The 14,483-nt window shown below is 52.8% G+C and carries 14 protein-coding genes, 1 tRNA gene and 1 pseudogene; 4 read left to right on the top strand and 12 right to left on the bottom strand.

What is annotated here, in order from left to right:
• From RJ38_RS19195 to RJ38_RS05565, 4 genes and pseudogenes are all read right to left on the bottom strand, one after another.
• Positions 1–629: pseudogene (locus tag RJ38_RS19195) on the bottom strand (IS3 family transposase); the annotation flags it as partial.
• Positions 595–1,167 (bottom strand): hypothetical protein, encoded by a 573-nt coding sequence (locus RJ38_RS05575; RefSeq protein ID WP_039017914.1) that lies wholly within the window; start codon positions 1,165–1,167, stop codon positions 595–597. The pseudogene RJ38_RS19195 and the gene RJ38_RS05575, both read right to left, overlap by 35 nt.
• A gap of 160 nt (positions 1,168–1,327) precedes the next feature.
• Positions 1,328–1,402 (bottom strand) — tRNA-Asn (locus RJ38_RS05570).
• Between the two features lie 101 nt (positions 1,403–1,503).
• Complete coding sequence (locus RJ38_RS05565) at positions 1,504–2,424, bottom strand: MBL fold metallo-hydrolase (protein WP_039017913.1); 921 nt, start codon at positions 2,422–2,424, stop codon at positions 1,504–1,506.
• 118 nt (positions 2,425–2,542) lie between these two features.
• Between RJ38_RS05565 and RJ38_RS05560 the strand changes: the two genes are divergently transcribed.
• The gene (locus RJ38_RS05560) at positions 2,543–3,871 is read left to right on the top strand and encodes an ATP-binding protein (RefSeq protein ID WP_238321655.1); all 1,329 of its coding nucleotides are present in this window, start codon (positions 2,543–2,545) and stop codon (positions 3,869–3,871) included.
• Between the two features lie 101 nt (positions 3,872–3,972).
• A complete protein-coding gene (locus RJ38_RS05555; protein WP_039017912.1) occupies positions 3,973–5,178 on the top strand; it encodes an FAD-dependent monooxygenase in 1,206 nt (401 codons plus the stop codon).
• 96 nt (positions 5,179–5,274) lie between these two features.
• Here the strand turns inward: RJ38_RS05555 and RJ38_RS05550 are convergent, their stop codons facing one another.
• Positions 5,275–5,592 carry a hypothetical protein gene (locus tag RJ38_RS05550; RefSeq protein ID WP_156121772.1) on the bottom strand — a complete coding sequence of 106 codons (318 nt, stop codon included), beginning with the start codon at positions 5,590–5,592 and terminating at the stop codon, positions 5,275–5,277.
• Positions 5,593–6,349: 757 nt separating this feature from the next.
• Positions 6,350–7,474 carry a class II histone deacetylase gene (locus RJ38_RS05545; protein ID WP_039017910.1) on the bottom strand — a complete coding sequence of 375 codons (1,125 nt, stop codon included), beginning with the start codon at positions 7,472–7,474 and terminating at the stop codon, positions 6,350–6,352.
• Positions 7,475–7,570: 96 nt separating this feature from the next.
• Between RJ38_RS05545 and RJ38_RS05540 the strand changes: the two genes are divergently transcribed.
• Positions 7,571–8,524: a helix-turn-helix transcriptional regulator gene (locus tag RJ38_RS05540; RefSeq protein ID WP_039017909.1), complete on the top strand. Its 954-nt coding sequence runs from the start codon at positions 7,571–7,573 to the stop codon at positions 8,522–8,524.
• A 63-nt stretch (positions 8,525–8,587) separates the two neighbouring features.
• Here the strand turns inward: RJ38_RS05540 and RJ38_RS18805 are convergent, their stop codons facing one another.
• Both RJ38_RS18805 and glyA read right to left on the bottom strand, forming a co-directional pair.
• The gene (locus RJ38_RS18805; protein ID WP_156121771.1) at positions 8,588–8,752 is read right to left on the bottom strand and encodes a hypothetical protein; all 165 of its coding nucleotides are present in this window, start codon (positions 8,750–8,752) and stop codon (positions 8,588–8,590) included.
• 103 nt (positions 8,753–8,855) lie between these two features.
• Positions 8,856–10,121: a serine hydroxymethyltransferase gene (glyA, locus tag RJ38_RS05535; RefSeq protein WP_039017908.1), complete on the bottom strand. Its 1,266-nt coding sequence runs from the start codon at positions 10,119–10,121 to the stop codon at positions 8,856–8,858.
• A gap of 107 nt (positions 10,122–10,228) precedes the next feature.
• Here glyA and RJ38_RS05530 point away from each other — a divergent pair, with 107 nt between their 5' ends.
• On the top strand, positions 10,229–11,113 hold the full coding sequence (locus tag RJ38_RS05530; protein WP_039017907.1) for a LysR family transcriptional regulator: 885 nt from the start codon (positions 10,229–10,231) through the stop codon (positions 11,111–11,113).
• Positions 11,114–11,230: 117 nt separating this feature from the next.
• Here RJ38_RS05530 and RJ38_RS05525 read toward each other — a convergent pair whose 3' ends face one another.
• From RJ38_RS05525 to istA, 4 genes are all read right to left on the bottom strand, one after another.
• The gene (locus tag RJ38_RS05525; RefSeq protein WP_156121770.1) at positions 11,231–11,653 is read right to left on the bottom strand and encodes a hypothetical protein; all 423 of its coding nucleotides are present in this window, start codon (positions 11,651–11,653) and stop codon (positions 11,231–11,233) included.
• On the bottom strand, positions 11,654–12,040 hold the full coding sequence (locus RJ38_RS05520) for a response regulator (protein ID WP_039017905.1): 387 nt from the start codon (positions 12,038–12,040) through the stop codon (positions 11,654–11,656).
• 265 nt (positions 12,041–12,305) lie between these two features.
• Positions 12,306–13,064, bottom strand: a complete 759-nt coding sequence (istB, locus tag RJ38_RS05515) for an IS21-like element helper ATPase IstB (protein WP_202903862.1) — start codon at positions 13,062–13,064, stop codon at positions 12,306–12,308.
• Positions 13,061–14,483 (bottom strand): IS21 family transposase (istA, locus tag RJ38_RS05510; protein WP_039017904.1); only part of this gene is annotated, 1,423 nt, incomplete at its 5' end. The genes istA and istB, both read right to left, overlap by 4 nt.

The raw sequence follows: 14,483 nt of genomic DNA, 5'->3' as shown, positions 1-14,483 counted from the left end.
TTGATCCAACAGATTTGGTGCAATGTTGAACGTGTGGTTGCTGTCCGTTGTCGCCTTGTATTTCTGGGTTCTGATGATCTTGATGCCATTCTCGCCCATCAGACGTCCGACCCTGCGATGGCCCACCGGTAATCCCAATTCTTGCAGTTCCTCGTTCATCCGAGGCCGCCCATAGCTTTGCAGGCTTAAGCGATGCTGTTCACGGATGTGAGCCAGGATCACCATATCATCGCGTTGACGCTGGCTCATCGGGCGAACCCGCCACGCGCGAAAACCACGTGATGTGACCCGCATAACTTTGCACAGGAACTCAACTGGCCATTCTTCTTTCCAGGCGTCGATGAACGCAAATCTCACCGGCTTTGGCCTGCAAAGAAGATTGCCGCCTTTTTTAACACTTCCCTCTCCTCGCGCAGCAGACGGACTTCCTTGCGAAGCCGCGTGTTCTCCTTCTCAACGTCTTCATGCGGTCCTGACATCAGGTCATCGTGTTGATGCTGTTGAACCCATTTGTTCAGCGTCGAAAGCCCAACCCCTAAATCTGATGAAAGTTGAGGCCGCGTTAAGCCACTCGTCGTCGCCATGCGCACCGCATCACGCCGAAACTCGTCTGTGTATCTCTTTGCCATTCTCTATCTCCTTCATAGCAAACATTGCTCGAAAGAGACCGGAACTAAACCGCGACAAGACCAGACCTTCGGACGACATAATTGCGTTTCGCTCAAGATCATAAATTCGAAGAGCGGCTTCCAGGTGTTTTTGCGACCAGTCCGGATCAATGGCCTGCGCAGGGAAGCTTTTCTGCACCCCGTGTTCCAGCATGGATTGTAAAACGACCGGATAGACGTCTGCATGCACCTGATCGGATTCTTCGATCCGACCCGTCATACGCGCTGAACGCAGATTGCGCTGCATATTGTGAACATGGCTGCGCAGGGCAGCGGTCAAATATGTGCGCACCAGGTCTTCGGGTAAGGGGGGCTGTATGAAAAGAAAGCTGTTCAACATTTTTTGATATTCCGCTTGGATTTGTTGAAGCAGAAAAAGGGCTTGAGATTGGTCTTTACAACTCAGAGACACCATCAGCGGACGCGTTTTATGTGGATAACCCGCGATCCGGCGCCGAAAATAATACGTGCCGTTTTTGATAAATAGATGTTGAGCCATGTTTGCCCCTTAATTTGGGGGCTGACTTGAAGGCAGATAAAATCACAAGTGCGGTGTCACTCTTTGTGTGACCTCTTGTGTAACCAAATCCTCTTGCATGTTTGATTCTCATCGAACCTGTTTTGCAATTGCGCTTGTTATCAAGCACTTAAGAGGTGTTTGGCTCCGGCGGTAGGGATCGAACCTACGACAAATTGATTAACAGTCAACTGCTCTACCGCTGAGCTACGCCGGAATATGTGGGTGATATAGCGTTGGGGATTTGTGGCGTCCAGTGGATTTTCATGGTTTCTCCATTTTTTTTTCACCTTCGGTTTTTTGCTACCGCATTTGGCATTATTGTAGTTGGAATGTGGCGGTCGGGGAAAGATCGGATTGCGATGCGGCGTGGCCGCGCTGGGTTAGATCGATGAGATGTGCCAGAACATTGCGCTCGGCTGCAGGGAGAAGGGCGGGATTCACGTCAGTATAGATCTCGCGTGTCAGTGATTCTGCTGTTTGGGGGCCTGTTTTTAGGGTGTCGATGATCTGCGCTTCGCGTTTCTTGCGGTGATTGATCAGCCACTGGACGCGTGCGGCGGGATTCGCAATGGGATGGCCGTGACCGGGATAATAGATTCGGTCGTTGCGGGCTGCGAGTGTTTCACATGAGGCCATGAACGCGGTTAGATCCCCATCGGGGGGCGACACGAGCGAACTGGCCCATCCCATGACATGATCACCGGAGAACAGCGCCTTGGTTTGCTCGGATGTTTCATAGGCAAAGCAAAGGTGGTTCGACATATGGCCTGGCGTGTGCAAGGCCTGCATAGGGTGCCCATCAACTTGGATGACATCGTTGTCGTTCAGGATAATGTCAGGGGTGAAATCATGATCTATACCTTCACCGCCACCGGCCAGACCACTTGCTGCAAGGGCCTGCATATGCGGTTTTTGACCTGCCGTGGCCGACCCAAACGCAAGGATGGGAGCGTCAACCGTTTGGGCAAGCTTTCGGGCGAGGGGGGAATGATCAACATGGGCGTGGGTCACGAGGATATGATCGACAGGCCGCCCATCAATAGCGTCTATCAATGCGTTGAGATGAGCCGCGTCCATGGGGCCGGGATCTATGATGGCGAGGCGGTTTTCACCAACCAACCAGCTGTTGGTGCCCCAATAGGTCATGGGAGACGCATTCGGTGCCAAAACCATGGAAATTCCGGGTTCAAACGGGGTGACTTTACCGACTTGCGGTTGGGGATTAGTGTCTGACATTGGGTTGGCCTTGCTTTTGTCTTTCCGTCGCGCGTGCCTCTGGTTAGGTTAGCGCATGCGAATGTCTTCTCTTTTCTCTTGGGTGCTTCCTGGTGCCCGCGCCCGAATGAAAAATCTTATGCCACGCACGCTATATGGGCGGGCGGCGTTGATCTTGGTTGTGCCGATTGTGACCATTCAGCTCGTCGTGTCCATCGTCTTTATTCAGCGGCACTTTGAAGACGTGACCCGTCAGATGACGGGAAATGTTGTGCGCGAAATGGTCTGGATGCTGGATCAAATCGATGCGGCACCCAGTTCCGAGGATGCTCAGGCAATTGTGGAGGCCTATCAAACGCCCTTTGCTCTGACCGCGTGGTGGGGCAAGGACGCCGTTGAGCAGGGTGACATTGAGACACGCAGTTTGTTTTACGATCTGGCTGGCAAAGTGGTGATTGAAGTCATGTTGGATGGGCTTCCACGTGTCGATGCGATTGATCTGGCGTCGGATAAGCACTTTGTGATGTTTCGCGCATCCACGAAACATGGTGCGTTGCTTGTGTTATTCTCGCGGTTGCGTGTGTCGGCGCCCAATCCCCATCAGTTGTTGGTTTTGATGATTGTCACAAGCCTTGTAATGACGGGCGTTGCTTACGTTTTTATGCGCAATCAAATGCGACCTATCAAAAAACTTGCGCGGGTGTCGGAAGCGTTTGGTAAGGGGCAATGGGAGGAATACGCGCCATCTGGTGCGGCAGAGGTACGTGCCGCAGGCGGGGCATTTCTGGCCATGCGTGCCCGTATTGAACGTCAAATCGAGCAGCGAACAATGATGTTATCCGGGGTCAGCCATGATCTGCGCACCCCATTGACGCGGCTGAAGTTGTCGCTGTCATTGATGGATGAAGATGATGACGAGATCCAAGCGATGCATGATGATATCATCGATATGGAACGATTGATCGACAGTTTCCTCGATTTCGCACGTGGCGATGCCCATGATCAGGTCACGAAGGTGAACCCAATTCAATTGGCGCGCTTATGTGTGACCAAGGCAACGCGAAATGGCGGGCGTCTGCGCTTTATCAATCCGGCGAACGTACAGGGCGATGTACCTGATATCCAAGTGAAAATGCGTGAACAGGCGATTACGCGTGCGCTTGATAATTTTATTTCTAATGGGCTGCGGTATGGCAAAGATGTGCAGGTCTCTGTTTTCGTGCATGACCGCAGTTTCGTGTTTCGCGTCGAGGACAACGGGCCGGGCATCGCGCCTGAAGACCGCAGCGACGCGGTAAAGCCATTTGTGCGCTTGGGCGCCGCGCGCAATCAAAACAAGGACAGCGCGGGCACCGGACTTGGCCTGGCGATCGCCTTTGACATCGCGCGCACCCATGGTGGCAGCTTGCGCCTTGGGCAAAGCCGGGATCTAGGGGGTTTGATGGTCGAGTTGGTCATCGCACGTTGATCATGCAGGCACCTGCTGCAATTCGTCAGCTTTACACCAAACTCGCAATGAATGACTGATGTTGCAATCTATATACATACGACAAAACAGGACATGACATCATGAAGATCATCATTGCGGGCGGTGGCATCGGTGGGCTGACAGCGGGCATTTCTCTGACGCTTCAAGGGCATGATGTTCATGTGCTTGAACAAGCTTCTGAAATCGGTGAAGTCGGTGCTGGCGTTCAGATCTCATCCAATGGCATCAAGATACTGAACGATCTAGGCGTTATGCCCGGGTTGGAAGCCGCGGTGTTTGAGCCTGATGCAATTGAGATGCGCATGGGGGCGACGGGCAAGCAGGTCTTCTACCTTCCCATGAAAGGCGTGGCCACGGCGCGTTGGGGCGAACGTCACCTTCAGGTGTATAGACCTGATCTAATTGAAGCGCTGCGGGCCCGGTTATGCGAGGTTTCCCCCAACGTGCTGACCACAGGCGCGCGCGTAGCGCAATACGCGCAGGACGAGAATTCAGTAACGGTCACATTGGAAACAGGTGAAAGGCTGTCGGCGGATTTATTGGTCGCCGCAGATGGGGTGCGGTCGCGTGTGCGCAATCAGATGTTTGGCGGCGATGCGCCGGTCTACACCGGCAATACGGCGTGGCGTGCTGTTGTCCCGGCTGATCGCCTTGGGGAATTGGTGCCACCACCAACAGGATGCATCTGGGCCGGGGATCGCAAACATGCCGTCACGACCCGTATGCGCAAGGGAAATCTGATCAACTTTGTCGGCATCGTTGAGACAGAAAACCCATTGCATGATGACCAACCAGGTCGCGACGGTTGGCGTCAATCGGGGACACAGGCCCAAGCCTTGCAGGATTTTGGCAGTTGGTCCCCAGTGATCACCCGGATCATCGAAGAAGCTGGCGATATGTTCCGCTGGCCCCTGTATGGGCGTGCGCCCTTGTCTCGATGGTCTGACGGACGGGTCGTTCTATTGGGGGATGCCGCACACCCAATGTTACCCTCCATGGCGCAAGGGGCAGTGGCGGCCTTTGAAGATGCGGTGGTGTTAACGCGTGTCTTAAGCGATGTCGGATCGGGCACAGATGATGTTGCGTCCGCCTGCCAACGCTATTTTAAAGCGCGCATCACGCGTGCCACCCGCGTGCAGGAGGTCTCTGCTGCGAACTTGCGAATTTTCCATACTCAAAGTGGGTTGAAACGCGCCGTGTCATTTAGTGCAGCTGGGCTGGCTGGGCGTTTCGCACCAGAGGTTTTGTATCGACGCTATGATTGGCTGTATGGCGCAACTGTATAAGGTCGAAGGGCCGGGGGCCATGGTTGACATCTGCCTGCACAAAAAAAAGAGAGCCCCTGTAGGACTCTCTTTCGTATCAACAGACTTCAACCAATTTTATTGGTAAAGTGCGATGTCGCGAAGCAGTTCTGCGTATGGGTCTGGGTGTCCAAGTCTTGAGCTGCGGCAATATTTGCGCGCGATTAAAGTCGCCTGACGACGAGTTGCAGTTGTTTGTGTTTCAATGTTCCGAATGAAACGGTTTGTGCCATGGTCCCACAAAACAATATTGGGAATGTAATCTACACAACTTGGCGAAAACTGTTGCAGCTGAGTAGGGACAGAGGGGGCGACAGGGGCGGGAAGCGGATTGCCAGCGATTGCTGCGGATGCAGAGAGTGCTGTGATCGCGATAATATTTTTCAACATGTTCATCATAAGCTACCTTAATTACTGCTATTCAGTAAGGCACCCATATTGCCTCGTCACCTCAAGAGAGGCAATATATCCTACTGATCTATGGGCTTGATGTTGCTATATTGGCAACAAGTTCTAAAGAAATTCACTGATTGATTGCTGTCAGTGGTACTCATACAACCCTACCGCGTCAAGTTTGTGTGCTTTTGAGGAAAGGGACATCATAACCGATCACATTGCCCATATGGGCGTCAAGCTGCGACAGTGCCAGAAGGTGGCCACATGAAAACTCGCGGTGCCATAGAGATCTGCCATAGAAGTCCCCCTGATGGGTGACGCGATGATGATCCTTGGGGATTGTCGCGATGTTCTGCTGGTTTGCGATGCGGCAAATATCGTCGCGTTGGTCGCGAACCAATGGTTCTCTGCGGGTGCATAGTTTTCCCTGGAGATAGACGAAAGCAAACGTTCACGGCCCGTTTTCACTCGGACGCGAGCATCTAAGTTTGGATTTTTGCTGCAGTCAGGTATCAAGAACCTGTCTCGCTCGTGAATTGGATTTCTGAAAATCTGTGGACGGTTGCTTTTAAGCGCAACCACGACGGTTGAGGATAGCATTATTGCCTACCGTGGAGTTACCACTCTTAGGTCATTTGTGACCAGAAGCTCTTATAAAACCGGCAGCGGTTAATGGACTGTTGACGGTATTCCCATCAACCACCACGAACCGCTGCCATACTCGTTAAATACTATTCGAAACTGTACTTACCTATTACTAGGTTTTGCGCGGTGCGATGCCTGACACAAGTGCAGCAGATTGTGCGATCATTTCGGCTTGATGCGGTTGTAGGTCTTGCATCCCCATGCCCGAAATAATTCCAAGAAACGGATCCTCAATCCCGCTGTCGATCCCGCTGAGGGTTTCAACCACAGCCAGGCCACAGAAGGGTGTATAAGCCGCCGAGTATCCACCTTCGTGTAGGACCAACATCTTACCATCGCAGTGTTTTTCGGCCTCTAGCTTCATTTTACCGATCATCTCGCGATATGTTTCGGTATGGGCCATATTGCGGCCAAGGGGATCAATCCCACCGGCGTCGAACCCTGAAAGCACGATGATCAGTTCTGGCGCAAAGCGATCCAGCGCAGGGACGACCACCTCATCCATCGCATGCACATATGCGCCATGACCAGACCCAGGCGGGAGGGGGATATTGATGTTGTAACCCTTACCTTTACCTTCGCCGATCTCGTCAATAAAGCCGGTATCCGCAGGATAGAACTGGTATTGATGCAGGGAAATCACAAGTGTGTCAGGGTCATCATATAACCCTTTTTGTGTGCCATTTCCGTGGTGTACGTCATAATCGATGATCGCAATGCGGCCTAAGCCAAATTCTTTGCGCAGGGTTTTGGCCGTTACGACACCATTGCCAAAAATACAGAACCCACGCCCCATATCGGCCTCTGCGTGGTGGCCTGGTGGGCGATTCAGCACATATGCATTGTCAATTTCGTTGTTCAAAATGGCACGGCCAGCCGTCAAGCCACCGCCTGCAGATAGGCATGCGATTTCATATGCGCCACCGGCAAAAGGCGTAAGCTCACCTGCGTCACCACCACCGGCATCACTCATAGCTTTGATGCGATCGACATATTCAGGTGTGTGGAAAGAACATAATTCGTCTCGTGTCGCGGGGGTAATATCATCGAGGACATGAAGTTGTTTCTTGATGCCACTGACGCTTAGAAGGTTCTCAATACGGCGCTTCGTTTCAGAGTTTTCCGCATGGGGTTGGTCCGGTTGGATCGCGCCACCCGAGGGCAAAAATGCGGCACCGGAGCCTGTGTTGTGCCACAGATACGATTCGTCAAATAGATAGCCAGTCTTACGTTTCATGTCTTGTTCCCTCCCAGTTCGTCATTGTTGAGACAACCCTAGGCTTGACTGTGAACGGGGTAATCGTTCAAATGAACCCGTTCATATGGAGGGGGCATGCCGACACTAGATCAAATTGGCACCACGTTGATGGAGATCCACGAACTCCCGGCAAAGGTCCCATTTCACGATTTTCAGGACGCGGCTTTGCAGGTCGTAAAACGGATTTTGCCGTTTGATGCCTCGTGGTGGGGCTTGGTTTCAGGGCTGGAAATCCACACAGCCACGCGATTTGATTTACCCGAAGGGTACCGATCACACTGGAACAGAATAAGTGAACATGACCCAATCGCCAGCGCCTCTTTGGGCAACCCGTTCACGACCGTTATATTCAACCAACCTGACCTTGCGCCCCATAAAGTGATCTCAGAATTTCTGGGTACCTACGGAATTCGGCATGTCTTATGCACCAGCACAAAGCAACGCGATCTGGGACTATATGCGTTTCTGTCCCTGTACCGGCGCGACGCAATGTTCAACGAAGAAGAGCGCATGCTGAATCAAGTGTTGGTGCCGCATTTACTACACGCACTTGGGCAAAGTTGGCGCGGAAGTTTGGAACAAAGCCTGCATCGTTTAAACGGTGAACCTGATATTCAGGCCGCCGCAATATGCGATAAAAGGGGGCTGATTTTATCGTCAGAGGCGTCGTTCAGCAACGTTATCCGACGTGAGTGGCCGTCGTGGCATGGGCCCAATCTTCCGCCGCCACTCATCAAATCTCTGACAAGTAAGGACTATGTCGGGGTGCATCTTCAGGTCCGCTTTGATGCGGTATCCGGGCTTTATCTATTGCGCCTCTCTGAGCGTGACCCCATTTCCGATTTGACACAAAGGGAGACCGAAGTCGCGCAGTTATTTGCCACCGGCCACACCTACAAACAAGTTGCCCAACGCCTTGAGATCGCGCCCACCACTGTGCGTCATTATCTGCGCAATGTTTATGGAAAACTTCACATTTCAGACAAGGCCACGCTGGCCACGCTTCTGGCACGCTCCTCTGGCCGGTGATCAGCGTATTTGCAGGGGCGTGGTCAAAAAGACGTACTCAAACCGCGCCTGATAGTGACGCCATCAGTTGGTAAGCTCTGAGGCGATCATGGTGAACTGATAGGTTGTTTGATAATCGGCATCATGCTGTACCACCTCTACGCCGTGACGTCGCAAACGCTCAACCTTCCATACCCACAGCAACGGTTCGACCGCTTGAAGGCGTGATTTTAAGTGTGTATCGATCAATTTATTGTCCTCCGCTGCTTTAGGCGTTTATAAAAAGGTCCTGCTGGGTTGGACCCAACAGAACCAAGTTTGCAGTCCTATGACAGAACTGCAACGGAGTAAATCAAGCCCCATAAGTCGGGAAAGATTTGCAAAGTTTAGCAACCGCATCTTTGCAGCGATCAACAGTCGCGTCTGTGTCGCCTGCGGCTTCAGCTTCCACCAGATCGGCGATCATATTACCCAGGGTTTCAAACTCGGCTTCTTTCATGCCGCGCGTTGTTGCTGCACCGGCGCCCAGACGCAGGCCAACCCATTCTGGTGGGCGCGGGCTGTCGTTTGGAATGGCGTTTTTGTTGGCCGTAATGTCAGCGCGTTCCAGAACAACTTCGGCCCGTTTTCCAGTTATGCCTTTCGAGCTAAGGTCAACCAAAACCAAATGCGTATCCGTACCACCAGATACGATCCGCAAGCCACGGTTTTGCATGGTTTCCGCAAGTTTAGCCGCATTGGCTTTCACCTGTGAACCATAAACTTTGAAGTCGTCTGTCATGGCTTCAGCCAGACACACGGCTTTCGCTGCAATAACTTGACTGTGGATAGAACCCTGAACGCCAGGGAACACCGCAGATTGCAGCTTTTTGAAAAACTCTTCGTTGTTTGTCAAAATCAGGCCGCCACGTGGCCCACGCAAGGTTTTTGTGGTGGTGCAGGTTACGATATCTGCGTGTGGGAACGGGCTTGGGTGAACGCCAGCCGCAACAAGACCCGCGATATGTGCCATATCAACATGGAAATGCGCGCCAACTTTTTTCGCAATTTCACTCATACGAGCAAAGTCGATTTCACGTGGGTAAGCCGAACCACCAGTGATGAGCAATTTAGGCTGGATTTCCATTGCCTGTTTTTCCAGCGCATCATAATCGATTACTTCGCTGTCGCCATCGACACCATAGTGGTGTGGTTCAAACCAGCGACCAGATAGGTTTGCTTTTAAGCCATGGCTAAGGTGCCCACCAGCGGCCAGATCCAATGACAACACTTTATCGCCGGGTTTTAACAGCAGGAAGAAAACTGCAAGATTTGCTTGGCTGCCAGAATGAGGTTGCACGTTGACATATTCGCAGTTGAACAGTTGTTTTGCGCGGTCAATCGCAGCCTGTTCCACAACATCAACAAATTGTCCGCCACCGTGAAAACGGTTACCTGGGTAACCCTCCAAGGTCTTGTTGGTCATGGCGTGACCTAAAGTGTCAAGCACCGCTCGGCTGACGATATTTTCCGAGGCGATCAGTTCGATCTGATCTTGCTGACGCGTTTCTTCGTTTTTCAACGCTTCAGAGACGATAGGATCTGTCTGGGCAACGGATTGGGAAAAATGCTGTGACATTGGGGGCTCCGATATAGGTTAGTTTTCCTAAGGATCCGTTGAAACCACTGTTCAGAGCAAATCAGAATTGCTATTATTTTGGCGTAGAAAAACTAAGGCTCAAATTCATGTCTCTGACCCCAGCGCGCCCGAAAGGGCCGCATTTAAACGCATTACGCGCATTTGAAGCCGCTGCACGATTGGGCAGTTTTACCGCTGCTGCCGAAGAGCTTTCCGTCACACCAGGTGCGGTTACCCAGCACATCAAAACACTTGAAGCTTGGGCCGAAACGCAGTTGTTTATCCGCAATGCACGCGGGGTTATGTTGACTTCATTGGCGGAAGAGCTGCTGCCGGGTTTCACGCAAGCATTTGACCAGTTAGGGTTTTCCGTTCATGCTTTGCGTAACAAGGCGACGCCAAAGAAAATCAAAGTTGCAGCATTGCCTGCCATCGCCCAGCTTTGGCTTGCGCCACGTTTGGGCTCGCTGCGTCAGGTTGCACCAGAAATTTCTGTGTCTGTTGTCGCCATGGATACTCCTCCCAATCTGGCACGAGAGCCTTTCGACATGACGTTATTCTTTTCCGCAGAGCCACTGGGTAGAAATGAAGTCAAAATTGCCAGTGATCGAATTTTTCCAGTTTGTGCGCCGACCGTGGCCAAACGGCTGAAGGGCATTTCTGATCTGGCCAATGAAACATTATTGCATGACGGAGCATGGGACCATGATTGGGATACTTGGCTGCAAAATCAGCCAGGCGCTGACCAGGTCCGACGAACAGGCACGACGCATTCGCTCTATTCCATCGCACTTGAAGAAGCCCGGCACGGCGGCGGTGTGCTGATTGCCCATGAAACCTTGGTTGCAAAACTGTTGGAACGCGGTGATCTTGTTCGCCCCTTCGCAACATCCGTGGAATTGCCCAGAAATATGGTCGCAAAATTAACACCCGCGTTCCAACAATCGGAAACCTTTCGAAAAATAATGCCCGTTCTGCTTTCGCCACGATAGGGAATAGTAAGTCGGGTTGATCTGCGCAAAGCATTCAACATGTAGTTCAGTGAGGCAGATTGTGTTGAATTGCGCTGTCTTAGGTTTTGTACACTTTGGTAACGTTACTAAGTACTCTTAGAACAGATCAATTGCTCCTGGGGTGTTGGCAATAGGTTCGTCCAAATGTCGTGCGAATATTCTAGATTTCAGGCTGGAGAGAACCATATATTTCTCCAATAGCTCGTGATCCGCTAGGCTTAATGTCGTAGAACCGCATATCTTAGAAAACACACTGTGAAACGTACTTAGATCTTCGAGGTTCTGCTGCAAGCGATCAATGTTTTGTAAATGGGAAATCATTGAATCGGAAAGCTCGGGAATTTCTGACACGTCGCTGCCAATATCTGATTGGATAACCGCGCAGAGGTCCGCAAGGCTATCCAACACGGATGCCAAGTTCGCCATTGTGTGAGCTGTAGAAATGTCGCCACCGGGTGGGAAACTATCAGCATCAGTAGCGCTAGATTTCGGATGTGGAGAGCCGGACGTAAGCCTCATTTACAGGCGCCCAACCACGGCTTCTATGCAACTTCTGAGTTCCTGAGGGGTAAATGGCTTTTTCAGGAAGTTGTTCATCCCGAGCTGTTTTCCGGAGTCAATTACTGCGCGATCTGCACGACCGGTAATAAGAATGAAACCGACGCTTCTTGTCTGTTCATTGCTTCTGAGAGCGTGGAGTAGGTGTAAACCATCCATGTTTGGCATGTTGTAATCGGAAATTACGAGGTGAACCGGGTATTTTTGGAATGCTTCTAATGCGGATGTCCCATCGGCCACCGCAGTTACGTCACGAACGCCAAATTCGTCCAATGCTTGGGTGATGAGCCCTCGACTGGTGGACATATCATCCACTACCATTACTCTGATTTGTTCACGTAGCGACATGTGCGCCTCCAATATTAATTACCAAACTTAGAGCAATTCCGACTTTTTATATGATGTCATTCCTGCACTTTGATAACTGGGTGCAGCGGATGACGTTAGTCTTTCTGTCAAGGGCGGAGCAAAAATGGGCCAGTGAGGCGGCGTAAAAGTAGGCCAGTTGAGGCGTTGAGTGACGGTTGGTTTGAGGCGTGCGCCCGGGAACCAGCGGCTCGTCATAAAGCAAGCGTGTTCCCGGGCGTATTGCCCCTATTGGGGCAATTTCTGGTCAGTGTTTTTGGGTAGTTTTTCGGCTCTGTCCGAGGCGATAGCTTTCGCCATTCATTTCCAGGATGGAGACGTGGTGTGTCAACCGATCAAGCAGTGCACCGGTGAGGCGTTCGGATCCGAAGGTCTCGGTCCACTCCTCGAAGGGCAGATTGCTGGTGATCAGGGTTGATGACCGCTCGTAGCGTTGCGAGACCAGTTCGAACAACAGTTCCGCGCCGGTCTTGCTGAGGGGCACGAAGCCCAACTCGTCGATGATCAGCAGCTTTGGAGCCAGCATCTGTTTCTGCAGGCGCAGGAGACGTTTCTCATCGCGCGCTTCGATCAGTTCATGAACCAATGCTGCGGCTGTGATAAAGCGCACTGGCAGCCCTCTCTGGCATGCTGCCAACCCGAGCCCGAGGGCAATGTGGGTCTTGCCAGTTCCGGACGGGCCCAAGGCTATGACATTCTCACGTCGTTCGATCCAGCCGCAACGCGCCAATTCCAGCACCTGCACCTTGTTGAGCGCCGCGATCGCCTTGAAGTCGAAGCTGTCCAGGCTCTTTGGCGCAGGGAACTTCGCCGCCTTGATCCTGCGCTCCACCATGCGCCGTTCCCGATCGATCAGTTCCAACTCGATCAGGCGGCTCAGATAGGGCACGTGCCCCTTGTTCTCAGCAGCGCATTGTCGGGCCTGCTTCTCATACTCGCGCAACACCGTAGGCAGTTTGAGCTTCTTGAGGTGATCGGCCAGCAGAAGGTCGGAGGCCTCATTCATGATGCCCCCTCCGACAGCAGCGCCATGTAGCTTGAAGCCTTCGTGGTCTGCACTGCTGCACGCGGCAGATAGGGATAGAGCGACAGGTCGAGCCGTGCGGGACGGCATTCCACCTGACACAGCACCAGATGCTTGATTGCGTCAAAGGCGATGGCCCGCTTTTGCAGCGCCACGCGCACCGCCGCACACAAAACTGGAAGCTCAAAGCTCTCCAGGAGCCGTAGAACCTGGGTGAACTCACGTCGCCCCTGTCGGGCCTGACGCGCCTCCATCAAGCGGCGCAAGGTTTGCAGCTCTTCGGGCATCTCCCAATCGGCCAAGGGTGCAGCCTGATCAAGGGCACCGGGCTTTCTCTCCAGAAGCGCAAAGTAATGTACCGGATTGAACACCATCTGTTCCCGCTCGTAGCAACGGGGATGGCGGGCAATGATCTCGCCACCACAGCCGATCTCCACCACATTCACAAAGGCCCGGATCGTCACATCCCGGAAGCCATAGGTGCTGGGCACCGAGTAATCATTAGTCTTGTAGCGCACCAAGGATTGTGAACTGACGCGGCCAGTGGCTTTGGCGCAAGCCTCGTAGGCTGCGCTCGGCAATGGCGACATCGCCGCAAGGTCACCCTGCAAACGCTGGCCAATCGTCTCCGTATGCCCATGCAGAACCGCTGATTGTCGCTTGCGACATTGCTCTTCCAGCCAGGCGTTGAAGCTCTCGATGTCTGCAAACTCCGGCAGTGGCACCATCAAATTGCGCCGCGACCAACCAACCAGACCTTCCACCTTGCCCTTATCGTTGCCCTTGCCTGGGCGGCCATAGCGATCATCAAACAAGTAATGCGACAGCATCTCTGTAAACATCTGCGTCCGACGACGACGGCCATCCGCCTCGATCTTGGCAACAAGACAGCTATCGTTGTCGTAAACCACAGACAGTGGCACCGCGCCAAAAAAGCCAAAGGCGTGAACATGGCCGTCCATCCAGGCCTCTGATGTGGCCGCGTGATAGGCTCGAATGTAACAGGCATCGCTTTGGGGCAGATCGAAAGCAAAGAAGTGAACCTTCTGCTGAATGCCGGCCAAGACAACAACGGCCTCGCCAAAATCCGCCTGCCCATGCCCGGGCGGATGCGCCAGCGGAATGAACATCTCGCGCGCCTTCTGACGGTGGGCCCGAACGTAGTCCTTTACCGTCGTATAACCACCGGTGAACCCTTTCTCCGCACAAAGCCGGTCGTAAATCCGCTTCGCCGTGTGACGCTGCTTCTTCGGGACCTCCAGGTCCTTCAAAAGCCACGCATCGACATAACCCGTGAACCCATCCAGCTTCGGACGGCGCACATCCTTCTCCCGCCGGTAGCCCGGCGGCACCGGAAACGCGCACATCTTGTCAACCGTTCCGCGCGCCAAGCCAAAATCA

Source organism: Halocynthiibacter namhaensis, from assembly GCF_000812685.1.
In the GTDB taxonomy this organism is placed as follows: domain Bacteria; phylum Pseudomonadota; class Alphaproteobacteria; order Rhodobacterales; family Rhodobacteraceae; genus Halocynthiibacter; species Halocynthiibacter namhaensis.
Note: the sequence above shows the minus strand (reverse complement) of the source record. Positions and strands in the feature narration are given on the sequence as shown.

Coding starts and splice junctions, on each gene's coding strand:
- RJ38_RS05575 (WP_039017914.1), bottom strand. CDS start 1,167: ATGGCTCAACATCTATTTATCAAAAACGGCACGTATTATTTTCGGCGC.
- RJ38_RS05565 (WP_039017913.1), bottom strand. CDS start 2,424: ATGTCAGACACTAATCCCCAACCGCAAGTCGGTAAAGTCACCCCGTTT.
- RJ38_RS05560 (WP_238321655.1), top strand. CDS start 2,543: ATGCCACGCACGCTATATGGGCGGGCGGCGTTGATCTTGGTTGTGCCG.
- RJ38_RS05555 (WP_039017912.1), top strand. CDS start 3,973: ATGAAGATCATCATTGCGGGCGGTGGCATCGGTGGGCTGACAGCGGGC.
- RJ38_RS05550 (WP_156121772.1), bottom strand. CDS start 5,592: ATGAACATGTTGAAAAATATTATCGCGATCACAGCACTCTCTGCATCC.
- RJ38_RS05545 (WP_039017910.1), bottom strand. CDS start 7,474: ATGAAACGTAAGACTGGCTATCTATTTGACGAATCGTATCTGTGGCAC.
- RJ38_RS05540 (WP_039017909.1), top strand. CDS start 7,571: ATGCCGACACTAGATCAAATTGGCACCACGTTGATGGAGATCCACGAA.
- glyA (WP_039017908.1), bottom strand. CDS start 10,121: ATGTCACAGCATTTTTCCCAATCCGTTGCCCAGACAGATCCTATCGTC.
- RJ38_RS05530 (WP_039017907.1), top strand. CDS start 10,229: ATGTCTCTGACCCCAGCGCGCCCGAAAGGGCCGCATTTAAACGCATTA.
- RJ38_RS05525 (WP_156121770.1), bottom strand. CDS start 11,653: ATGAGGCTTACGTCCGGCTCTCCACATCCGAAATCTAGCGCTACTGAT.
- RJ38_RS05520 (WP_039017905.1), bottom strand. CDS start 12,040: ATGTCGCTACGTGAACAAATCAGAGTAATGGTAGTGGATGATATGTCC.
- istB (WP_202903862.1), bottom strand. CDS start 13,064: ATGAATGAGGCCTCCGACCTTCTGCTGGCCGATCACCTCAAGAAGCTC.